The 22,231-nt window shown below is 35.9% G+C and carries 21 protein-coding genes; 9 read left to right on the top strand and 12 right to left on the bottom strand.

From position 1 onward, the window contains the following. Positions 1–97: 97 nt before the first annotated feature. The 12 genes from ACODR7_RS02405 to ACODR7_RS02350 form a co-directional block, all read right to left on the bottom strand. The gene (locus tag ACODR7_RS02405) at positions 98–745 is read right to left on the bottom strand and encodes a response regulator (protein WP_228402655.1); all 648 of its coding nucleotides are present in this window, start codon (positions 743–745) and stop codon (positions 98–100) included. Beyond that, positions 742–1,476: a sensor histidine kinase gene (locus ACODR7_RS02400; RefSeq protein WP_488836993.1), complete on the bottom strand. Its 735-nt coding sequence runs from the start codon at positions 1,474–1,476 to the stop codon at positions 742–744. The genes ACODR7_RS02405 and ACODR7_RS02400 overlap by 4 nt, the downstream gene beginning before the upstream one ends. A gap of 644 nt (positions 1,477–2,120) precedes the next feature. Beyond that, entirely contained in the window at positions 2,121–3,554 is a 1,434-nt protein-coding gene (locus ACODR7_RS02395) for a hypothetical protein (RefSeq protein WP_488836991.1), read from the bottom strand. A gap of 10 nt (positions 3,555–3,564) precedes the next feature. Then, positions 3,565–6,369 carry a hypothetical protein gene (locus tag ACODR7_RS02390; RefSeq protein WP_488836990.1) on the bottom strand — a complete coding sequence of 935 codons (2,805 nt, stop codon included), beginning with the start codon at positions 6,367–6,369 and terminating at the stop codon, positions 3,565–3,567. Between the two features lie 9 nt (positions 6,370–6,378). Next, on the bottom strand, positions 6,379–7,179 hold the full coding sequence (locus tag ACODR7_RS02385; protein ID WP_488836988.1) for a fimbrial biogenesis chaperone: 801 nt from the start codon (positions 7,177–7,179) through the stop codon (positions 6,379–6,381). Between the two features lie 81 nt (positions 7,180–7,260). After that, entirely contained in the window at positions 7,261–7,806 is a 546-nt protein-coding gene (locus tag ACODR7_RS02380) for a peptidoglycan-binding protein LysM (protein ID WP_488836986.1), read from the bottom strand. A gap of 202 nt (positions 7,807–8,008) precedes the next feature. Next, the gene (locus tag ACODR7_RS02375) at positions 8,009–8,554 is read right to left on the bottom strand and encodes a peptidoglycan-binding protein LysM (protein WP_488836984.1); all 546 of its coding nucleotides are present in this window, start codon (positions 8,552–8,554) and stop codon (positions 8,009–8,011) included. 336 nt (positions 8,555–8,890) lie between these two features. Then, entirely contained in the window at positions 8,891–9,436 is a 546-nt protein-coding gene (locus tag ACODR7_RS02370; protein WP_488836982.1) for a peptidoglycan-binding protein LysM, read from the bottom strand. Between the two features lie 202 nt (positions 9,437–9,638). Further along, positions 9,639–10,181, bottom strand: a complete 543-nt coding sequence (locus ACODR7_RS02365; RefSeq protein WP_488836980.1) for a peptidoglycan-binding protein LysM — start codon at positions 10,179–10,181, stop codon at positions 9,639–9,641. 314 nt (positions 10,182–10,495) lie between these two features. After that, a complete protein-coding gene (locus ACODR7_RS02360) occupies positions 10,496–10,822 on the bottom strand; it encodes a helix-turn-helix domain-containing protein (RefSeq protein ID WP_488836978.1) in 327 nt (108 codons plus the stop codon). A gap of 28 nt (positions 10,823–10,850) precedes the next feature. Further along, entirely contained in the window at positions 10,851–11,291 is a 441-nt protein-coding gene (locus ACODR7_RS02355) for a transposase (protein WP_488836976.1), read from the bottom strand. Positions 11,292–11,452: 161 nt separating this feature from the next. Then, positions 11,453–12,958 carry an RCC1 domain-containing protein gene (locus ACODR7_RS02350; protein WP_488836974.1) on the bottom strand — a complete coding sequence of 502 codons (1,506 nt, stop codon included), beginning with the start codon at positions 12,956–12,958 and terminating at the stop codon, positions 11,453–11,455. Positions 12,959–13,896: 938 nt separating this feature from the next. Between ACODR7_RS02350 and ACODR7_RS02345 the strand changes: the two genes are divergently transcribed. The 9 genes from ACODR7_RS02345 to ACODR7_RS02305 all read left to right on the top strand — a co-directional run bounded on the left by ACODR7_RS02345 (position 13,897) and on the right by ACODR7_RS02305 (position 22,087). Then, positions 13,897–14,322 (top strand): helix-turn-helix domain-containing protein, encoded by a 426-nt coding sequence (locus ACODR7_RS02345; protein ID WP_488836973.1) that lies wholly within the window; start codon positions 13,897–13,899, stop codon positions 14,320–14,322. Between the two features lie 430 nt (positions 14,323–14,752). Continuing rightward, entirely contained in the window at positions 14,753–15,412 is a 660-nt protein-coding gene (locus ACODR7_RS02340) for a TetR family transcriptional regulator C-terminal domain-containing protein (protein ID WP_488836971.1), read from the top strand. Positions 15,413–15,639: 227 nt separating this feature from the next. Continuing rightward, positions 15,640–16,956, top strand: coding sequence for an ABC1 kinase family protein (locus ACODR7_RS02335; RefSeq protein ID WP_488836969.1), 1,317 nt, complete (start codon positions 15,640–15,642; stop codon positions 16,954–16,956). Between the two features lie 151 nt (positions 16,957–17,107). Then, a complete protein-coding gene (locus ACODR7_RS02330) occupies positions 17,108–17,263 on the top strand; it encodes a DUF2256 domain-containing protein (protein ID WP_488836967.1) in 156 nt (51 codons plus the stop codon). Further along, entirely contained in the window at positions 17,215–18,513 is a 1,299-nt protein-coding gene (locus tag ACODR7_RS02325; RefSeq protein ID WP_488836965.1) for a DASH family cryptochrome, read from the top strand. Before ACODR7_RS02330 ends, ACODR7_RS02325 begins: the two co-directional genes overlap by 49 nt. Continuing rightward, positions 18,498–19,976, top strand: coding sequence for a cryptochrome/photolyase family protein (locus ACODR7_RS02320; RefSeq protein WP_488836963.1), 1,479 nt, complete (start codon positions 18,498–18,500; stop codon positions 19,974–19,976). The genes ACODR7_RS02325 and ACODR7_RS02320 overlap by 16 nt, the downstream gene beginning before the upstream one ends. A 152-nt stretch (positions 19,977–20,128) precedes the next feature. Next, positions 20,129–20,410 carry a TIGR03643 family protein gene (locus ACODR7_RS02315; protein WP_488836961.1) on the top strand — a complete coding sequence of 94 codons (282 nt, stop codon included), beginning with the start codon at positions 20,129–20,131 and terminating at the stop codon, positions 20,408–20,410. A gap of 294 nt (positions 20,411–20,704) precedes the next feature. Further along, the gene (locus ACODR7_RS02310) at positions 20,705–21,403 is read left to right on the top strand and encodes an SDR family NAD(P)-dependent oxidoreductase (protein WP_488836959.1); all 699 of its coding nucleotides are present in this window, start codon (positions 20,705–20,707) and stop codon (positions 21,401–21,403) included. Positions 21,404–21,436: 33 nt separating this feature from the next. Further along, a complete protein-coding gene (locus ACODR7_RS02305) occupies positions 21,437–22,087 on the top strand; it encodes a MarR family winged helix-turn-helix transcriptional regulator (protein WP_488836957.1) in 651 nt (216 codons plus the stop codon). Positions 22,088–22,231: the final 144 nt, after the last annotated feature.

Below are 22,231 nucleotides of genomic sequence, written 5' to 3'. Positions count from 1 at the left end.
TCTCTCTTTTTTTATGCATAAAAATGGATCAAGCGCAAAATCTGGGGGAAACTAAATTGATTTATTTTTGAATCACAATCATTTTTTTGATAGAAACTTACTGATTATACAGCCTGAGAATCTCCACCAATTCAGGTATGGATCGTATTTTCAGCTTCTCAAACAACCTGTTTTTGTAAGTACTGATCGTTGATGAATGAAGATTCAGTTGATTAGAAATTTCTTTAAGCGGAAGCCCCTCTGCAAGTTTATTGGCAATTTGCAATTCGCGGTCTGATAGCGCTTCAAAGGGAGATTTTTTTGCCGCACCATTTAATGATTCTAAAAAAATAGCTTCTTTTATATTATCACTGACATATCGGCCCTTACTGAGCATCGCCGTTAAGGCAGTCTCAATGACTTCAGTGGAGCTTAGCTTGCTGAGATAGCCACCAGCACCCATTTTCAAATAACGCATCCCATACAACTCTTCATCCTGCGAAGAAAATATTAAAATTTTTAATTCAGGCTGGTGAATTTTTATGTAATCTATTGCTTCCTGAACAGTACCATTAGGCATATTAACGTCCATGATGGCCAGATCAAATTCTTCTTTCAGAATTAATTTATACAGCGATTTATAATCCTCTACTTCTGAAATGATGGCATCGGGTCTGAATCGTTTGATTGTTTGTATCAAACCCATCCGGACGATACCATGATCGTCTGCTACAACAATGCGAATGTTTACTTTTAAACCCATCATTCTATAAATTTACGTAAAAAAAGGGAAACTGTCGTACCTTTATTTTCAGTGGAAATGATTTGTATGTTTCCATTAAGCAAGGATATAAAATTTTTTACAATTTTCAAACTTAATCCAACTCCTTTCTCGCCAGCAGTTCCCAGGAATATGGGATTATCATAAGTGTAGATCGCAGATAAATACTTTTCGTTCATTCCTGTCCCGAAATCAATTATAGAAATCACAATCTGATCACTTTCCGTAGCTACCTGTAAATAAATATCTTGATCCGGAAAGGAGTACTTTAGCGCATTGTTAAAAATTTTGTCTAAAACGTATTCGAGCAACAGGCGATCACTTGCAAGCCATACATTCTGATCACCTTTAAAATAAAATTTAATGTTTTTTTCTTTTAATTTTGCAGCGTATTTTTCTTCTAAATAGTGAAAAAGATCCATCACCATGATTTTAACGGGTTTAATCTTAAATTCCCCGTATTGTGTTTTTAGCCAGGCAATACTGTCCTGGGTAGTTTGCAGATTCTTCTGGGCATCACGTTTTACCTGCGGCAACAACTTAAAAAAATCTTCCTCACTTAAAGTTTTTTGCTCTAGCTCTTCTATAAGCCACAGAAAAGTTCCAAACAGTTCTTTTGAGTCATGAGACAATATCGAGATCAGTCCGTTCTTGAAATTGATTTCGTTTTCCAGTCTTTCGATTTTTAATTGGAGTTCGTTGATAAAATCATTCATAAATTAAGTATCACGGTTTTAGAAGCTGTTTGAATTATTTTTTGAAAGAAGGCAGAAAGGGTTATATTGCTTCAATGCAACTAAAAACATATAGTTCAGACCTTTCTTCCAGAAGGCAGCAAGTTAAAAAAAATATCATATTAGTTTTAAAAAAATCAAATGGGATTTACCTGAAATAATACATGTCCTTTTTTATCTCACAAAAATGACTGTGTCAGATTCCATGAGAATTTTGACTCTGGCAGACTGTTTACCGGTATTATCGAAAATAGAGAAAAGGTGAAATATAGAACAGTATCAACAGATTACTGATCACAAACAGCTGAATGATGCAAGATAAAAAAGGCAGCCTGAAGTAACAATCATTGATAGCCAGACTACCAAAATACATCTACAGGTATTGAAAATATAGGGGTTTGATGAAGGAAAAATCATCAAAGTAAGACAACGTATTTATGGCGATACTTCAGGAAATCTTTTGGGCAGTTTTGTATTTTCCGACAATTACATGATGAAACCACAGCCATAAAATGCTGTCACAAAATGCATTCAGAAAACGAATTATTGGAAGGCATGCACCTTATTTATACTGATGGAGGAATTTTTCATCAGCAAATAAGAGGATTCATTTTCAAAAAGTATTGTTAAATTGCCGTAAAGCTGTAATAAACATTGATAGAGTAAGTAGTATTTTCCTTACCTACCAAACTTTGTGCACCCGCAGGTGATATGGTGTATCTTACGTTCAATCTGCGGTCCAAAACCGGTGTTCCGTTAAAGAGGAGTTTTTGAGGCGTTTTTGATAAAGGAACATTTACAGAGCTTCCATCCATGCCAATTTGTAAAATATTTGAATTAATACTGGTCTGCAGACCGCCTTTCTTGAAATAATTTTCGTCCGATTTTACATACAGCTCAAAATTTTCATTATTGGACAACATAATTTGGTTCGGAATCATTTGTGACTGACCATCAGTGTAATGGGCTGCAGTATTAAAATTGAAGTTTACATTTCGTCCGGAACCGGGGATGGTGATCTCCGACAGAGGAAGCACCTTTAGCTGAACAGCCGTATTTTGCAAACTGTTAATTGAGTTATCTGTACTTCTGGCATTGAAGTTCAATTCAAACGTGTAAGTTCCAGCTTCAAAAAAAAAGTTTTTAAAATCATCCGCAGATACATAAAGCTCCGGAATAAAGTTGCTTCTGTTTCCCGCTACAACACTAAAATTAGCAGCGGAAAAATTCTGAAAATCGGCAGACAAGGCTTTGGTTGTGAGTGCAGATCCGTTACTACCCAATTTAATGCTTGCTATATTTCTGGTTCCTGGAACACCTTTAGAAGAAGTGAACTGAATGTTTGTGGAAGCAGCTTTCGCCCAAAAATTAAAATCGACCGTATGCGCAATTTCCGTATTCCCCAAATCCCACACCCGCGTGCTGGTATTGCGGTAGTCATTCAAAGAAGATATTTCTATGTATTTTGTTAAAGAGTTTGTGATCCATCGCATAGATGAAGGAATGACTAAAATTGTTTTAAAATTACGTGGTGTGAAGTCATTATAATTCTGAGTGATATCCATGGAGTAATTCCCGGCCCGGAAGGCATTGGCTGTAAATTGTGAGGCAGGAATTTTAAATGTAAAATTGATATTTCCCCGGTTGAATCCTCCTGCCAGACTGATTGATGGCGGTTCAAACCATTTTACAGCACTTGCACTGAATGACTGAAAACCTGGTAAATAACCTGAAAATCCAGTAGATGGCAGCTGCCCGCCCATACTTTCTAATTGCCACAGAAGAGTGGAACTTGGTAAAGTAAGTGAGGAAGAAGAGTGAGTAAAATTTGGTCCGGAAACAGAGGTAAATGTAGGAGCTGTTGGGAGTAATCCCAAAAAGGCATAATCCCAGTTTGTTCTGTTGGCGTTCGTCATTACCCTTGTAGGTACTGAGGTAAATTCGCTCCTGTTAAAAATAGTATTGTCAGGAACCGACAGGTACACATCCTGAGCTTTCATGACTGTAGACCCGCAGAACACAGTAAAAATTCCTATTAGAAAAGCCCTCATCTTTTTCATACTTTTAAATTTAAAACTTTTTCACCTTAATGTTGGTGTCTTTCTTCTTATATTCAAAAACCACGGTTTTTGAATAACCTTCTTTTGTCACCTGAATAGGTTGGGTAGGTTGTGTATAATTGTATTTGTCATTTTCAATATAGAGGCTGTATTTTCCATCTTTCAGGAAAAACTCAAACTCATTTTTTTGGTTAACCACGGCAGTATAAATCACACCATCTTCACTTTTTGCATACACCACTATTCCGGTAACATCCGTTTCCAAAACATCATAGGCTTGTTTGATCTCTGTTAATTTCCCACTTACCCTGATGTTTTTCACCAAGCCCACTTTGCGGTTAATATTACTATGTACCATAATAGCAGGATCCATCATCAATCGGGCACCCGCAGTTTCGTTCACCTTCAGTGTGTAAGTACCTTCGGGTACATTCTGAAAAACTACTTTTCCGTTCTTATCCGTCATCGCTACATAATTGTCCAGTTTTACAATTTCATTAGCAAGTACCGATTCACCGGACTCCAGAAGTCCATTGAAATTTTTATCTTCAAAGAACTGAAACGCTACTCTATGATTTCCGAGAGCCGTAGCTGTGGTAAAATATTTTTTAATCCCTACTCTGAACTGGTAATAGCTGCCACTGCTTGCATATTCAGCCGTAGATTTATAACCGGAAAAATTAAAATAACCTGTGGTGGACCAGGAAGGCGAAATCTTATATTCCAGATTGCCGGTGATATTGCTGTTTAGATTTTTATAAAGTTCCGAATAGAAGGTTCCGGCTGAAAAAGATCCGGTGAGATTATGATTAAGCATCTGGAAATTATACGAGGCATAAACATTATAGTTGGCGAAATTACGGGTTACATCATAATAAGAATTTAAATCAAAGACACTGGTTGCGTTCCATTGAGCTGTTCCGTTGAGGGAGAATGATTTATATCTGTAGGATAAAGTTGTTTTCAAACTGTTGAACCAATCCGGTTTATTATTCTCTTTTGAATAAGAATATTCCGCCGTCAGGTTCAATCCGTGAGCACCTAATGTAGTACTGATATTGGCTTCCAACCGGTAAGAAAAAAGTTCCTGCGATGTGTAAAAATTAGCTGTTTTTTGTTTTTCAACCTTTGGATAAAGTAGGAAATTCCATTTCTTTAAAGAAAACTGATACCCTAACCCCAAAGCTTCCGTACTGTTGAAATAATAACGCAAATTAGCAGTATTTCCAGGCTGGACTGGCTCATTCTGGAAACTCAGGAACTCAGGTTCTACCTGCGAATTCTGATATTGTATAAAAGCGCGCTGAGAAGCAGAAAATTGGCGGCCGATCCGCTGATTTAAGAAAAAGGATCCCCGTTTGATCCCTGCATAACTTTTAGTAGCAAAGGAATTGAAAGATTGTATATCCCATTTTCCTATTTTCCCTTCGTAATTGGCTCCCATTGAAGCTCCTGCGTTTTCATCTTTGTTCAAAAGGCCTTTTTCGTGGCTCACACCCACTTCCGTACGGATTGAATGTTTATCGTTAATTAAAAATGATGTTAGCGCGTTCGCTACCTGCGTATCTACGTTAAGACGCGGATCATGGTCAAAAATATAGGACACTTTCCCATTGAAAGATTTAGCATTCCCAAAAGCATATTTTGCACCCACCATGGTAGATCCTTCTGTTTGTTGGAAATAAGTACCATACAGATTATAGTTATTTTCCAATGCAAGAATTTCAATCTGATTATTGTTACCAAATTTGGTAGAAACCTTCCCTCCTCTTCCGAAAACCGGGTAATCGTAATCGCTGCTATTAACGTTTCCCACACGCAATACCGTATTTTTTCTCTCCAGTTCCAGCCAGGTATCATACAGGTTGTAACGGCCGTCTTCAAGATAGTAATCTGCGCCAATATTGAAGCGTGATTTCAAATTCTCAGTCATCCGAAATGCTGTGTTTCCCCTCAATTGAAGAAAATTAAGACGTGAACTGTTTTCATTATAGCTCATTTCTGCAAAATTATTTCCGCTCACCGCTTCGTTTCCCCGGGCAATTTGTCTGTTATGCGATAAAACAACTAAGTAGAGCGTGTTACTTCCCACAATTTTATTGTCAAGCAGGTCTGTGACTATTGCATTAATATTAAATTCCGGATAAAGTGTATTCTGTTTTCTTACCGCAATTTTCATCTCAACCGTTTGTTTTTCTAAACCTTCCAGCGATACAGTTTGTTGTTTTGGCAAAATTTCCAACCCATCAGGAATGGATTGCAAATCAATTTTAACGGTTCGTTTACTATAACCCTGGTTTTCTACAGTCAGCAGAATTGTGGACTGCGGCAAAGCAGGGTTAATGAAATTTTCGTACGTGGCGGTATAAATTGCGATGTTTTTGTTCTCGCCTTTAGCAATGAAGAACGAGGCACTTTCAGTTCTGGTGACCGTTGGTGTGGTGTACGAAATCTGGAATTGAATCTCATTGGATTTCATCTTCATAAAATCCACATTCGCGATCAGTTTTACAGGAAGATTTTTAGACTGTCCCGCACCTAAGGTAAAGTCATTTTTGGGATAGAAAAGCAATCCCGGATAGTTTTCCTGAGGTATGATATTCTGAATAATAATCTCTTCAGAACTTTTATTCTCAATGACCAGGAAATTAGTAAAAGTAGAACCCTTCTCAACCGCTACACTGTCATTTTCAAAATGGATTTGAATATCTTTCTTTTCCTGCGCAAAGGCCAACGAAAAGTTCAGAAGAACAACTGCAAAAAATAAGATTGTTCTTCTTAAGATTGATAACGATATTCCATTCTGTGGTTTCAAAACGTAATTTTAAAATTTAAAGTTTTTTTCGCCTACGCGTAAGTCATTGGATTCTGCCATTTTGATAATTACCACGCCAAGGAAGTTCCCTGAAATGTTCTCTGGTAAAGAAAACTGAACAACCTGATTGGTATCCGGAAGCATGGAGATAGCAATTGAAGGCAATTTTATTTCCTTACCACTGTCTGTGTCCGTGAGTTCAAACTCAACAGTGGCATCATTGATGGTGTTTCCATCATTATGGATGCTTACTGCAACTTTTCTGTTCGCTGCACCCTCATTACTTGCCTCTGAAATATTGGTAATATCCAAACTTTTTACATGGTTTCCCGGTGGAGTATAAAAAATGTGAAGCCCCACTTCAAATAAGGTGATAATACCAATACCGTTCTGAACACGTGCCTTATCTGCCTGCTGAGGAAGTTGAGTGAAAAACAACATGCTGTTTGTAACGGCAGACTGTGATGCGTTTGCAGGAATCTGCATGGTTACTACAATCTCCTTTGTACTTTTTGCAGGAACTGTTACAGCGTTTTCTAAGGTAGATACCCAGGAAGCATTCGAAGTTTTTGAACTGCCTGCTTCAAGATAAACCTTATTGCCGTCTTCTTCTCTAACCCAATCTTTATAGTTGAGGTTAAAAACATAATCCTTATCCGAACTGTTTTGAAGCGTGACTGTCTTTGTTACTTTTTCTCCCGGATTACCTGTGAAAAACAAGCGTGTAGGCGACATAGAGATACTTTGTGCCAGAAGTGAAGAAGAGCCTGTGAGGATACAGAAAATGAAAAGGTGAATAAGCTTGTACATGGTGTAAATAGTTTAATACTAAAAGATTCCCAAAACTACTGAAAACATAGCAAAAGGAACCTTTACAAATTAAAAATTTTGTTATAAAGCAGTTGCGGTATAGGTTACTGTTTGTGTATAAGTTCCGGCTGGTTTTCCTAAAATATCAGAAGATGAGGATTTTGCCGCTGGAATAGTGTAGTCCAGATTCAATGTCAATGCACTTCCAAGAGGAGCATTAGCTACTAAGGTTCTTTCTCCTTGAAATAAAACCACATCGTTTTTTGTTCCACCCATTGTTCCAGGAGCTGCTGCAGCTTTGATTGTCACAACATCTACAGGGATTGAGTTTAAACCATTAACGAAATTCGGACCACCTGCTTTTACTTTTACATTAAAATTCTTTGTTGAAGTGATTTTCAAAGCGGAGGCCTGAGCAACTGTTTTGTCCGAATTATAGTCTGCTGCAGTAACATAGTTAAAGGCAACTGCACCACCAATTGCTGTACTTCCTGCATCAATAGAGATTACATCGTTCAGGGTAATGTTTACGGTTGTGGCTGCGGTGGTATTCTGAGCTTGAACATGGTTGGTTCCTAATATCATTGCTCCAATAGTGAATGCTGTGATTACGATTTGTTTTGTCATGGTAGTACTATTTAATTGTTATTCTTATTTAATTGTTCTCTTTTGAACATTACAAATCTACAGCGGTGATAAAAGTTTCTTTGTAGTGGAAAAAGGAAGTTAACGTAGTAAAATAACTACAGGATTACTCATTGGGTTTAAACAGAAAAACCCTCAATACTTAGAAAGTACTGAGGACATATATATTGATGTGTTTTTTTTATTATAAAGCAGTCGCGGTATAGGTTACCGTTTGTGTATAAGTTCCGGCTGGCTTACCTAAAATATCAGAAGATGAGGATTTTGCCGCGGGAATGGTGTAGTCCAGATTCAATGTTAAGGCACTTCCAAGAGGAGCATTGGCGACTAAGGTTTGATCCGTTGCAGATAAAACTACAGCGCTTTTTGTTCCGCCCATTGTTCCGGCAGCTGTAGCTGCTTTGATAGTTAAAACATTGACAGGGATTAAGTTGGTTCCATTCATAAAATTAGCACCTCCTGCTTTTACTTTAACATTAAAGTTCTTCGTGGAAGTAACTTTTAAAGAGTTGGCTTTAGTAATTGTCTGATCAGAGTTATAGTCTGCTGCGGTAACATAGTTAAAGTCAACCGTATTACCAATTGCTGTACTTCCTGCATCAATAGAGATTACATCGTTCAGGGTAATGTTTACGGTTGTGGTTGCGGTGGTATTCTGAGCTTGAACATTGTTGGTTCCTAATATCATTGCTCCAATAGTGAATGCTGTGATTACAATTTGTTTTGTCATGGTAGTACTATTTAATTGTTATTCTTTTTTAATTGTTCTCTTTTGAACATTACAAATCTACAGCGGTGATAATAGTTTATTTGTAGTGGAAAAAGGAAGTTAACGTAGTAAAATAACTACAGGGTTTATCATTTTGACTTAAATAGTAAAGCCTCAACACTTAGAAAGTGTTGAGGACGTATATAAATTGCCGTTATTTCTATTATAAAGCTGTCGTAATATAAATTCCCGGATTTTGAATTTTATCTATATAGGTACAATACATACAAAATCAAAGGCCTCCTGAGGAAGCCTTCGAAACACCAAATCACAAAATATTAATATGAAAAAATTAACTTATAAAGCTGTTGCAGTATAAGTTACTGTTTGCGTATAAGTTCCGGCTGGCTTACCTAAAATATCAGAAGATGAGGATTTTGCCGCGGGAATGGTGTAGTCCAGATTCAATGTTAAGGCACTTCCAAGAGGAGCATTGGCGACTAAGGTTTGATCCGTTGCAGATAAAACTACAGCGCTTTTTGTTCCGCCCATTGTTCCGGCAGCTGTAGCTGCTTTGATAGTTAAAACATTGACAGGGATTAAGTTGGTTCCATTCATAAAATTAGCACCTCCTGCTTTTACTTTAACATTAAAGTTCTTCGTGGAAGTAACTTTTAAAGAGTTGGCTTTAGTAATTGTCTGATCAGAGTTATAGTCTGCTGCGGTAACATAGTTAAAATCAACCGTATTACCAATTGCTGTACTTCCTGCATCAATAGAGATGACATCGTTCAGGGTAATGTTTACGGTTGTGGTTGCGGTGGTATTCTGAGCTTGAACATTGTTGGTTCCTAATATCATTGCTCCAATAGTTAAGGCTGTGATTACGATTTGTTTTGTCATGGTAGTACTATTTAATTGTTATTCTTTTTTAATTGTTCTCTTTTGAACATTACAAATCTACAGCGGTGATAAAAGTTTCCTTGTAGTGGAAAAAGGAAGTTAACGTAGTAAAATAACTACACGGTTTATTCATATGATAAATAAGAAAGGCCTCAATACTTTTGTAGTATTGAGGCCTTTCTATTTAAAAATTGGTATTTACTTACAATGCAGTGGCAGTATAAATTATTTTTTGTGTATAAGTTCCCTGTGGTTTCCCTAAAAGTACCTTGAATGCATTTTCCGCCGAAATGGAGTAGGCAATATTTAAAGACTGTTTGGTCCCTAAACCTGCCTTACTCACCAGCACCTGATCATGTGTAGATAAAGTAACCTCATTCAGGGTTCCCACCAAACTTCCGCCCGGTATTGCTTTTACCTGTAATATATCTACAGGAATTACGTTTGTGCCACTTACAAAGTGTGTACCTTCAGATTTTACTTTTACATCAAAATTTTTGGAGGAAATAATGACTAAACTATTGGGAACGGTCACATTTTTTGCTGAATTATAGTCATTTGTGTTCCCATAATTAAAATCTACAGCGCCTTCTGAAGCAACAGAACCAATGTCCATCGCAATAACGTCCGATAAAATAATATTTACTGATGTACTCACCTGCTCTGAATTTTGTGCCATAACCTGTTGATTTCCTAAGGCTATTGCTCCCAGAGACAGTGCAACGATAAAGATTTGTTTTTTCATGATTAATAAATTTAGAGAGGTGTATAAAATATTGTCATTCAGAACTAATTATAAATCTAATAACATTATCTAACATTACCAAAGCCTTTTTCATCATTGATTACATATTGTCATCATAAAGTATAAGGATATTTTAATCTAGAGTTAATTCTTATTACGATCTTTTACCGTTATCAGTAATACTTAAGTAAATTGTTGAACGGCCCGAAAACTGATGTCATTATTCATGGATAAAGATTTTAAACTTTACATCATACATTCAAGTCATTTTTGTAGCTGGGCCTATTGATATTTTACATGGTAATAATAAAATATTATTTTCGGAACAATCTTTTCCATTTCGTTACACTATTCCTACTTATATTAAAATGTTGTGCTGTCTGAACGTTATTCAAACCATATACTTTCTGATAATTTAAAATTCTAAGGATAGCTTCCTTATCATATGACCGGTATTTTTGACTGGTCTGCTTACCGGATCTGTCTTCTTCACCAAATAACATTTTATTAACCTTTATTACACTCAGAATATCCAGATTATTTTTTAATAATGGCTTAAATTCTTCACTTCTTTGCGGAAACTTTTTTTTAATAAGATCCATGTAGATATAATTATAATTGGGGTAATTGATCTTTTCCATTATAAAATTGATTTTTCTTTGACGTAAACTATGGCCTGACTCGTCTATTACCATACTTATATAACCATCTGTGCAACGTTGTTTTAGGAATTTTATATTCATTAATCACATCACTAATACTCTTTTCACCCGTTTCAATGATTTCCAAAATAAAATCAATCAACTCTTTGGTATAGATACTTTTCCGGAACTCCGGCATTTTAGAATGGTCCGTACTCAGATGTGAAATATGATTTACATTTTGGGGAGCAAACAAAATAAGGTGTTGAGTGTATATTCTGAAGAAATCATATTGTAATAATTTACTCCATTTAAGCAAAATATCCGTATTCATATTTTCCGACTGGTACATTTCTTCAATTTTTTCTTCATTACATTTAAAGAATTTACCTATGCGCTCCGGTTCTATATCGCATTCTTCCACTCTTTGCCGGATCAAAGATCCTATATTTATAGTCTTAAAATTCATGAATAAGATTGTTATTATAACTTCAATAATAATTTCTTGAGAACAATTCTGATCTACAAATTATATGAACAATCGAAATTAATGATTGTTCATATAATGCAGTATTTAGATATTGTGTTTTATAAATAAAGAACTAAAGGTAAAGGCTCTGATAATGACAATTAATATCTACCATAAGTCGGAGTTAAAATATTATCATTATTTGTTGTTCCCAATTGACGATAGGCATTATAGCCGCAGACTATTATTCTGTTGGAGTTTTCCAGACCTGTTCCTATAAGCAAACCTGAATAATCTAAATCAAGAGAAGTAAGTATAATGTCACCGTCATATATTTCACTGTTTAACTTAGCCCAGGTCATAATTTGCCCACCGGTATTTGAAAATCTGTAAGCTGTATCCACTCCGAACCTCCACACATAATGATTGGTTATAATTGCCCCACCATTATCACTAAAGTCAAAATCAACAATTTTTTCACCTGCAGCCATTGTAATATAATTGGTAATATCCTGTAAGTCTGAAGAAGTTGAAGCTGTGGTTCCCAGTCCGATATAAGATTTTGAAATTCCAACAGCTTGCGCAGCCCATATTGTACCATTACTTAGCAACGCAAAACTTCCATTATTACCAATCATTACTTTTTTTACAACACCACCAGATGCCGTAGCTGCAGCAAAAGAAGATGTAATTTCTATAGGAGTTGATTTAATGCCATTAGTTCCAAGACTTGAGCTTAATCCTGCATTACTGTAATTTCCCCACGCATATATTTTATTATTATTTGTAATAGCAGTAAACATATCATTGGGATCAACATCATCCCCGCCCCAGATGGATTTTACATTACTTAAAGAGGGTATTTTTGTAAAACTTGTTGTATTTCCATTTACAGTTCCCAGACCCGTCTGCCCAAAACCATTGCCTCCTGCAGAGTATACATATCCTTTGTTGGTAAGAATAATGGACGCATAAGGTGACATTTGTACCTGTATTGCTTTCTCATCTGCGGTGGCGCCCGTTAATGTAACCTCCTGCCATGTATCAAGATTTGAAAGATTTCCTGTTCCCAATTTTCCATTACTGTTAACTCCCGTAACAAAAATCTTTCCATCCGTATTGATCATAATGCTGGATTGATAACTACCGCTTACGGTTAATATATTGCTTTTATAGACTCTCTTAGCCGGAGATACAGCTACCGGGGGTCCGGGTACCCCCAAACCATATGCCGGATATCCTGCGCCTGTAGAGTAATCTTTATCCGCAGCATTACTGAATACCGTAGCATACTGAGTTCCACTGAACTTTTTCTGCATTAACGGCTCTGTCAATGTGGAAAAAGAACTTGCAACCCAAAAGGTACTTCCTAAAGCCGTAATACTCACATTAGACTGATCAATTAAACAGTTGGACCACCCGGTGCCTGTCTTTACACGGATACACTGACCCGTCTGGTCGTATACCAAAGTACTTTCTACAGCAGTGCTTCCTGATGGTGTAACAGTGTTATTAGCGTCATCAACGACTGGAAGAACCAATCCGTTTTTGAGACCGCCCTTGTTCTTTATGTCTAATACTCCCTGAGGATTCTGCGTATTTATACCTACTTGCGCAGTATAAAAACTCGAAATAGAAATTAAAACTAGTAATGCATTTTTCTTCATTTTGTTGAATATTTTAAGGGTTAAATCTTGTGACTTTTCAGACAATACTTTTTAGAATTATTTCTTAAAAAGCTCTTATAACAATGTAAAAAACAGATGTATAAGATTGTACTTGGCAAATCTATAGGATACCAAAAATCTTAATAACAAAACATTAAATCAAAGATTAAAAAAAACTAAAAAAAACAGTAACCAACTAAAAAACAATAATTAACAATTAAATACATATAAAAACAAAACCTATTTTTGTATTATTGATTCAAACAAAAAAACAATAATTTATTAATTGATTGCTTTTATTTGTACCATTGTTTCTGCTCATTGTCTTTTTAAAAAAATTAGTAATAATTTTAGAAATGCAAACAAATAATCTTTTACTCCAAAAGGAAAGGGAGTTTATGAAAAATTTCATTTTATTTACGGCTCCATTTCATTTATTTATGGGAGCCTTCTATTATACCGTAGACCCTGAAGGTATAGGACATCTGCTCATCTTTTTATTTTTTTTATGTGTACTGTCTGGAGGGACTGTAGGCTTAAAAAAAAATCTAAGTTTTAAATTCCTTTCAACCTTATATATATTCGCCTACTCAATCCTTCAGTATAGCTTTTATCTTCTATACAATTCAATTTTAATACAGGCTCTTTATTATATTCCTATTTTTTTACTTTTAAATTACCATTATAATATCAAAATCATGCTTTTATGGTCTATCTATATAGTTATTTCTTTTCTTAGTCCTTTCCTGATAAGTAAGTATTTTAACATTTCACATCCCCTTAAACTCAGCAAGACCGAAGATCTTATTCAAAGTATATCTACATTTGTTACTGTTCTATTCTGTGTATGCTTTAATCTTTATTACATTAAAATATTTCACAAAATAAAGGAAGATGAAGCCATAAAACCACAAAATGAAGATAAAAGACCTTCTCTTATGCAGACATTCACGGTAAAAACAACAGACATTAATCATGAAAACCCTGATACCCCTGAATCTGTTACTTCTGATAAATTCGAAGAACTTTATCAAAAAGCTATTTCCTGTCTCGAAGAAAAAAAACTGTGGCAGGACCCTAATTTTTCTCTTAATCAGTTTGCCGAGATCCTTTGTACCAACCGCACTTATCTTTCCAGAACATTAAAAGAAAAAGGAAATACAAACTTTTACAATCTGCTGAACAGCTATAGAATCAAACAGGTTCTTGATGATTTTGACCGTTTGGAACATAAAAATTTTACGATTGCATTCATTTACCAGAAAGCAGGATTTGCATATCAGGCAAGTTTTAACAGAGTATTTAAACAGGTTACCGGCTGTACAGCAACAGAATACTTACAGCAGGAGAAATATCAGGTTTAATTAAATACTATCCTTGAGATTTCCACTTTTTTGAATTAAACTTGATTTTTCTTGTCAAGAATCTTAAGAATAACACATCTGTTTTTGGATCTGCGTCTTTGTCCCGTCCTGAAATAAGTTGACAGTTAATCAGCTTATTTGATATTTTTTAGAATGAAAAATCTCTCCTGGGATACTTTCCGAGTGAAAACTGACGTTCAATATTTTCCTGAAATCTTTTTTCTACTACCCAAACCAAGTTAAGATTCCAGCCATCTTCTTATTCTGAAAACTCATAAACAGTAAACATTCTATAATTTGCAGGCTTATTGGATTGTGCCTGTATTTTTAAATAATTCAAAAATCAAATCGCTTATATAGTATAAATTTATACTTTATTATAATTAAAAATAAAATTAATTACTAAATTTGTTGGTAAATAAATTCTATCATGCAAGAACAAACCAACATCACGCAGGAAAAAATATTTGAATTATATGGAGATTATCTTTTGAATCACGGAGAAAAACCGAAAAACGTTTATCTCTTTGCTAAAGAAAACGACTTTGAAGAGAAAGAATTTTACCATTATTTTTCAGGTTTTGAGCAGATTGAAAGAGAAATGCTGAATCATCTTTTCACAAAATCGCTGGAACTCGCCTCAGAGGTTAATTCATCAAGTGAAATAACAGCCAAGGAAAAACTCCTGAATGTATATTATATTTTCTTTGAAAATCTGACGATGAACCGTTCCCTCGTGTTATCCATACTGGGAAGCAGCAAAATTCAGAATATCAAAACGCTTCAGAATCTTAGGGAAACCCACAAACAATTTGTCAACACTTTGGATTTCAATGAATGGGAAATGATTGAAAAAGCGAAAGAAGACCTCCGAAAGTTCAACGAAAAATCAAGACAGGAAGCGCTTTGGCTGCATCTTATTTCATCAATTGACTTTTGGAAAAAAGATACTTCTCCCGATTTTGAAAAGACCGATATTTTTATCGAAAAAACCATAGATACTGGCTTTGAACTGATGGACAACGAACCCTTGAGAAAAGTTTTCGACCTCGGAAAATTCCTTTGGAAGGAAAAATTTAAAATGAGCTAAAGTAAAGATCTGGATTTGGTTTCAAAAAGGACTATTCATGATTGGGGCAGCTATTTCCGCCCTCCGTTCCCGCTTTTTTGTGCCCAAACTTTTCCGAAAACGTACAAAAAGAGCTCCACTCAGGTCGGGCTGCAATAAAAATGATAGAAAAAGAACTTCGATAAGCCCTGCCAGCCGCTAAATATTTAAGCCTTTACGCTTAAAAACACAATAAACAAAATGTAAAAATGAAAACATTAAATAAAATCCCCACAGGAAAAATTGAACGGACGAGCAGTCTCTTAAAAGCTGGTGCAAAAGTAGGAGTCAATTACCTGAAATACTACGGAAACAAAATAACAAAAGACGAAGATGAAGCACGTAAGATATTAAATGAGGACAACGCAACAGATATTTACGATTCTCTGAAAGAACTGAAAGGTTCCGCGCTCAAAGTTGCTCAAATGCTGAGTATGGAAAAAAATATCCTTCCGGTAGAATACGTCGAGAAATTTTCGCTTTCACAGTTTTCCGTTCCGCCTTTATCGGGCGCATTGGTGAAGAAAACATTCAGAAAATATTTCGGCAAAAATCCGGAAGATATTTTTGATGAATTTTCCGCCGAATCAGTCAATGCAGCAAGTATCGGACAGGTTCACACCGCAAAAAAGGAAGGTCAGAAACTGGCAGTTAAAATCCAGTATCCTGGCGTAAGAGAAAGTATCTCGAGTGACCTTAAAATGGTAAAACCGATTGCGATGAAAATGTTCAATATCAAAAAAGAAGGTTCAGAATCTTACTTTCAGGAAGTAGAAGACAAATTGTTTGAAGAAACCGATTACAATCTGGAACTTAAAAGAAGTCAGCATTTTGCAGAAGAATGCAGTCATCTTCCGAATGTAAAATTTCCGCATTATTATCCCGAATATTCTTGTGAGAAAATCATTACTATGGATTGGATGTCGGGAATTCATTTTTCAGAATTTACCAAAAGACAGAATTCGCAGGAAGATCTGAACAAAATCGGACAGACACTTTGGGATTTTTATATGTATCAGATGCATGTCCTGAAAAAAGTTCACGCAGATCCGCATCCGGGAAATTTCCTGATTTCGGAAAATAAAGAATTGCTGGTGATCGATTTTGGCTGTATCAAAGAGATTCCGGAAGATTTCTACATTCCGTATTTTGAATTGGCTAAAGAAGAAAATCTTAAAAATCCTGAAATTTTCCGTGAAAAATTATTCACACTGGAAATTCTCCGTGAAGAAGATTCTCCGCAGGAAAAAGAGTTTTTTGCCAAGCTGTTCTATGAATTGCTTGAATTATTCACAAGGCCGTTTAACAAGGAAAAATTCGATTTTTCTGATCAATCTTTCTTTCAGGAAATCGCCGATCTAGGGCAAAAATATGCAAAAGCAAGTGATATGAAAGGAATGAACACCAACCGCGGTTCCAGACATTTCATTTACCTGAACCGAACGTTTTTCGGACTGTATAACATGATGCACGATTTGAAATCGAAAGACGTGGTGATTAATAATTTTAAAAACTCCTTAAAGTAATTTTTTCAAGAATAAATAAAGACTTCAACAGCTCAGCCTGACAGTAGAGAAATAATGAAGCGAAAAGTATTAGAGTTGCCACCCTGAGCTTGTCAAAGGGTCTTTAGCAGAATCAGGAAAAAGCGAAGTCAAAAATAAAAACTATAGAAATATGCCTTCAGGATTACCGTCCAAAATCTGTGAAGTCTGCGGACTGCCTTTCAGCTGGCGGAAAAAGTGGAAGAAAAACTGGGACAATGTAAAATATTGCAGCGAAAGATGCCGGAAAAACAAAAAATCAACATCCTCTGGTTCACCAAAGATTTAAGAACAAGAGATTCAGAATCCTTATACAACGCGATGCAGGAAGATCTACCTTTTCTTGCCGTCTATGTTTTTGATTGTGAATTTTTTGCTCAAAAGCAGTCCGGCTGTAGAAGAATTGCTAAATTCAGAGCCAAATTCCTGCTAGAAACGGTTGAAAATTTAAAACAGAATTTAGCCAAACAAAAGATTTCTTTTTTAGTTAAATACGGAAAAACGGCAGATATTTTCAAAGACATTTCCAAAGAATTTGAAGTAGTTAAGATTTTCTGTCAGGAAGAATGGACAAAGGAGGAAGTTGAATTACAGGCTAAAATTGAAAAAGCTGTTCCGTCTGCAATTTGGGAAAAATCGTATTCTCAGTTTTTGGTACATCCGCTTTTTGCATTTAAAGCTTTGGATAACATTCCGTTGCTTTTCACAACGTTCAGACAGAAAATTGAAAAAAATCTCCTGATTCGTCCTGAATTTGCATCGGAAAATGACATATATGACAAAGCAGATATTCACCTGAAAAGTGATGAAATTTCTTTGAAAATATTAGGTTTTGAAGCTTTTGAAACCGATAAAAGAACAGCCTTCCCTTTTTCCGGCGGAGAAAATGCAGCTTTGAAAAGATTACATTATTATTTCCCGGAAACACAGAATCTGAGCAGATATAAAGACACACGAAACGGTTTGGCGGGAACAGATTACAGTTCAAAATTTTCAGCATGGCTTTCGGACGGAAGTCTTTCTGCGGTAACGATTTATTATGAAATTAAAAAATATGAAAAAGAGTTCGGAGCTAATGATTCAACGTATTGGCTGGTTTTTGAACTGCTGTGGCGGGATTTTTTCAGATATATTTCTTTACAGTACAAGGATTTAATTTTCCAAAAAACCGGAATCAATCATCAGAGTTATCTTGCCGAAAAAAATAAAGTATCGATTCAAAAATGGAAGGATGGAGAAACTGATTCCGATTTTGTGAATGCGAATATGCTTGAACTGAAAAATACGGGCTGGATGAGCAATCGCGGTCGTCAGAATGCGGCTTCCTACTTCTGTAAAATCCTGAAACAGGACTGGAGAACTGGAGCGGCTTATTTTGAGGAAATGCTTATTGATTACGATGTTCACAGCAATTATGGCAACTGGATGTATCTCGCCGGAGTCGGAAATGATAACCGTAACAGAACTTTCAATCCCGAAAAACAGGCAGAAATGTATGATTCCCGCCAGGAATTCAGAAGATTATGGATCAAACAATAAAACATACCGCTCAATTGATTTTTCCGCATCAGCTTTTTGAGGATGTGGATTATCTGGATAAAAATCAGCCTGTATTTCTGGTAGAGGAATTTCTGTTTTTTAAACAATATTCTTTTCATAAACAGAAGATTGCGTTTCACCGGGCAACCATGAAATTTTATGAAAATGAGCTGAAAAAAGCAGGTTTTGAAGTTGAATATATCGAAAGCTCATCGAAATTTTCAGACCTCAGAAATTTAATTCAAAAGCTTGAAAAAGAAGATTTTAAAACCATAAAAACAACTGATGTCTGCGACAACTGGCTGGAAAAAAGGCTCGGAAAGACAAAACTGGAACTCGAAATGCTGGAAAGTCCGCTTTTCATCAATACCAAAGAAGACCTGAAAGATTATTTTGAAGATAAAAAATCTTATCATCAGACCGATTTTTACAAACAGCAGAGAATCAAGCGAAATATCCTGATGAAAGCAGGAAAACCGTTGGGCGGAAAATGGACATACGACACAGAAAACCGCAAAAAATATCCGAAAAATAAAAAAGCTCCTGCAATTTATTTCCCGCAAAACAATAACTTTTATGAAGAAGCGAAACAATATACTGAGAAACATTTCGCCAAAAATTACGGGACACTGAGCAATGAGCAGCTCTACCCGACCACTTTTAAAGAAGCTGAACAATGGCTGGAACAGTTTCTGGAGAACCGTTTTCCGGAGTTTGGCGTTTATGAAGACAGCATTGTGGAAAAAGAATATTTTCTCCATCACAGCGTACTTTCTCCGTTGATGAATATCGGACTTTTAACACCTGAAAATGTTCTGGAAAAAGCAATATCATTTGCACAGGAGAATCATATTCCGGTGAATTCTCTGGAAGGTTTTGTGCGCCAGATTTTGGGTTGGCGGGAATTTGTACGGGGCGTTTATGTTTATCAGGGAACGTATCAGCGAAATAAAAATTACTGGAAACATCAGCAGAAACTTCCGGAATCTTTTTATACTGCCCAAACTGGAATCCGCCCGATTGACAGTACACTTCAGAAAATTCTGAAAACCGGCTATGCCCATCACATCGAAAGACTGATGATTTTTGCCAATTTTATGAATCTCTGTCAGTTCAGTCCCGATGAGGTTTATCAGTGGTTTATGGAAATGTTCATTGATTCTTACGATTGGGTGATGGTTCCGAATGTGTATGGAATGAGCAGCTATTCGGATGGCGGAAAAATGAGCACCAAACCTTACATCAGCGGAAGCAATTACATTAAAAAAATGAGTGATTACAGCAACGGAGACTGGGCGGAACAATGGGATGCCCTATTCTGGAATTTTATTAATGACCATCAGGATTTCTTTGCCCAAAATCCAAGACTGGGAATGATGCTGAGAACTTTGGAGAAAATGCCGGAAGAAAAACGAAAACAGCATTTTAAAGCGGCAAAGAAGTTTATTGGGAATGTTAAATGATTCTTTTAGCCACGCAAGAAATGTTTGAATATAAATCTTGAAAAAGAAAAAAAGGCTTCGACAAGCTCAGCCTGACAAAGCAGAATAAAAGTTAGTATAAGAGATATCATCACAAACTTGCCGGAGGATATTTCAGTTAAAAAAACAAAAAAATGAATAAAAACCTCAACATACAACAAATCGACAGAATCATCGAAATGGCGTGGGAAGACAGAACGCCGTTTGAAGCCATACAATTTCAGTTTGGAATGAGCGAATCGGAAGTGATTGAACTGATGCGTTCGGAACTGAAAGAATCCAGTTTTAAGCTGTGGAGAAAAAGAGTGAACTCCGGAGTGAGCCAGAAACATCTGAAAAAAAGAAGCGAAGAAATCAACCGCTTTAAATGCAGCAGACAACGGATGATCAACAATAATAAAATATCGAAAAGGTAATTAATCCTAACATAAAAGAATAGTTTACGAATAAGTTAGTTGTTCAAAAGAGCATAAAAGTTTGATGTAAATGGCTTCGACAAGCTCAGCCTGACAGTATAGAAATAATTAAGCGAAAAGTATTAGAGTTGTCACACTGAGCTGGTAGAAGTGTCTCAAATTAAAAAATTCTACGCTCATAGCGTTAAAATATCAAAAATAAATCATTATGAAATCGCCATTATTAGCTTGCTCAAACACCAATGAAGATACAGCGATTCCATATGACCTTAAAAAAACAATAAATATCTACATATGAAAAATATCGTCATCATCGGTTGTGGAAAAGGTATCGGACTGGCAACGGCAAAAAATCTTGCACAAGAGCACAAAATCATCGGAATTTCCAGAACAGAAAATCCGGAACTGAATCATCCGAATATTGAATTCCATGCAATGGACATTCTTTCGGGAAATTTAGATGAAATCAGCTTTCCTGAAGTTGTTGACGGATTGGTTTATGCGCCAGGCAGCATTAATTTGAAACCTTTCAACCGGCTTTCTTTGGATGATTTTAAAAATGATTTTGAAATCAATGTTTTAGGAGCAGTTAAAATTATTCAGAAGCTTTTGCCTCATCTTAAAAAATCTGAAAGTGCATCGGTTGTTCTTTTCAGTTCGGTTGCTGCAAAACTCGGAATGCCTTTTCACGCTTCTATTGCGGCAAGTAAAAATGCTGTGGAAGGTCTTACGAAAAGCTTAGCGGCAGAATTTTCTGGCCAGAAAATCAGGGTCAATGCCATTGCACCTTCTTTAACGGACACGAATCTGGCATCACAACTTCTATCAACTCCGGAAAAAAGAGAAGCTTCTGCCAAAAGACATCCGTTACAGAGAGTGGGAACTGCTGAAGAAATTGCGGAAATTACGGCTTTTTTGGTTTCGGACAGATCTTCCTGGATCACAGGGCAGGTTATTGGAATTGACGGCGGAATGGGAAGTGTGAAACTGTAATTACAGAAAAAATATTTAGCTTAAATTTGCGCTATGAATACTGACTTTTTCATTGATTTACTGCATCAGGTAAAAGAATTTGAAAACTCCGAAGCCTATAAACCTCACTCCACTGTTGAGGATTTCCGCTTGTGGCTGAATGATAAAAAATACAGAACGGAAAGCCCGACAAAGCTTTTTAAAAATGAAAAGCATCAGGTTTCTTTTACAGAAAATGAAATCTGCAAACAGGTTTTACTTTTGGGAAGGTATTCTAAACAATTGATCAGAAAAGGCCTTCATAATTTCCCTGAATTGGCCAATGAAGAATTCACCTATCTCTACCGGCTGAAAGACGAACCGAATCTCACTAAAATTCAGCTGATTGAAAGAAACGGACACGAAAAACAGACCGGAACGCAGATTATCAAACGTCTTCTGGAATATGGCCTAATAGAGGAAAAGAACGATATTGAGGATAAAAGGAGTAAACGCCTCAACATCACTGAAAAAGGAGAAGATTATTTTCACCGCTCCGTTGAAAAAGTGAATATGACGTCCAGAATTCTCGCAGGCAAGCTTGAAAATAAAGAAAAAGCAGAACTTTTAGAATTGCTCAGAAAATTGAATGATTTTCATTCACATGTATATTCAGAATACAGAAACTTAGATATCGACAAAATCTTTGAATTATCTGGTTCTTAAAAGGCTTTATTGAGGATCCCTAATTCTTGTTTAATTAAGTTTAAAAGAATTAAATCATCTATAAAAGTGTTTGAAGATACGCCCGTTGACTCAATTAACAAGACAAAATGCTTATTCTGCTTAAATAAACGGAATAGAAATGCC

This window comes from Chryseobacterium sp. FG46 (genome assembly GCF_057809135.1).
Note: the sequence above shows the minus strand (reverse complement) of the source record. Positions and strands in the feature narration are given on the sequence as shown.

Excerpts from the sequence above, each read along its gene's own strand:
- ACODR7_RS02405 (WP_228402655.1), bottom strand. The coding sequence starts at position 745 with ATGATGGGTTTAAAAGTAAACATTCGCATTGTTGTAGCAGACGATCAT.
- ACODR7_RS02400 (WP_488836993.1), bottom strand. The coding sequence starts at position 1,476 with ATGAATGATTTTATCAACGAACTCCAATTAAAAATCGAAAGACTGGAA.
- ACODR7_RS02395 (WP_488836991.1), bottom strand. The coding sequence starts at position 3,554 with ATGAAAAAGATGAGGGCTTTTCTAATAGGAATTTTTACTGTGTTCTGC.
- ACODR7_RS02385 (WP_488836988.1), bottom strand. The coding sequence starts at position 7,179 with ATGTACAAGCTTATTCACCTTTTCATTTTCTGTATCCTCACAGGCTCT.
- ACODR7_RS02380 (WP_488836986.1), bottom strand. The coding sequence starts at position 7,806 with ATGACAAAACAAATCGTAATCACAGCATTCACTATTGGAGCAATGATA.
- ACODR7_RS02375 (WP_488836984.1), bottom strand. The coding sequence starts at position 8,554 with ATGACAAAACAAATTGTAATCACAGCATTCACTATTGGAGCAATGATA.
- ACODR7_RS02370 (WP_488836982.1), bottom strand. The coding sequence starts at position 9,436 with ATGACAAAACAAATCGTAATCACAGCCTTAACTATTGGAGCAATGATA.
- ACODR7_RS02365 (WP_488836980.1), bottom strand. The coding sequence starts at position 10,181 with ATGAAAAAACAAATCTTTATCGTTGCACTGTCTCTGGGAGCAATAGCC.
- ACODR7_RS02360 (WP_488836978.1), bottom strand. The coding sequence starts at position 10,822 with ATGGAAAAGATCAATTACCCCAATTATAATTATATCTACATGGATCTT.
- ACODR7_RS02355 (WP_488836976.1), bottom strand. The coding sequence starts at position 11,291 with ATGAATTTTAAGACTATAAATATAGGATCTTTGATCCGGCAAAGAGTG.
- ACODR7_RS02350 (WP_488836974.1), bottom strand. The coding sequence starts at position 12,958 with ATGAAGAAAAATGCATTACTAGTTTTAATTTCTATTTCGAGTTTTTAT.
- ACODR7_RS02345 (WP_488836973.1), top strand. The coding sequence starts at position 13,897 with ATGCAGACATTCACGGTAAAAACAACAGACATTAATCATGAAAACCCT.
- ACODR7_RS02340 (WP_488836971.1), top strand. The coding sequence starts at position 14,753 with ATGCAAGAACAAACCAACATCACGCAGGAAAAAATATTTGAATTATAT.
- ACODR7_RS02335 (WP_488836969.1), top strand. The coding sequence starts at position 15,640 with ATGAAAACATTAAATAAAATCCCCACAGGAAAAATTGAACGGACGAGC.
- ACODR7_RS02330 (WP_488836967.1), top strand. The coding sequence starts at position 17,108 with ATGCCTTCAGGATTACCGTCCAAAATCTGTGAAGTCTGCGGACTGCCT.
- ACODR7_RS02325 (WP_488836965.1), top strand. The coding sequence starts at position 17,215 with ATGCCGGAAAAACAAAAAATCAACATCCTCTGGTTCACCAAAGATTTA.
- ACODR7_RS02320 (WP_488836963.1), top strand. The coding sequence starts at position 18,498 with ATGGATCAAACAATAAAACATACCGCTCAATTGATTTTTCCGCATCAG.
- ACODR7_RS02315 (WP_488836961.1), top strand. The coding sequence starts at position 20,129 with ATGAATAAAAACCTCAACATACAACAAATCGACAGAATCATCGAAATG.
- ACODR7_RS02310 (WP_488836959.1), top strand. The coding sequence starts at position 20,705 with ATGAAAAATATCGTCATCATCGGTTGTGGAAAAGGTATCGGACTGGCA.
- ACODR7_RS02305 (WP_488836957.1), top strand. The coding sequence starts at position 21,437 with ATGAATACTGACTTTTTCATTGATTTACTGCATCAGGTAAAAGAATTT.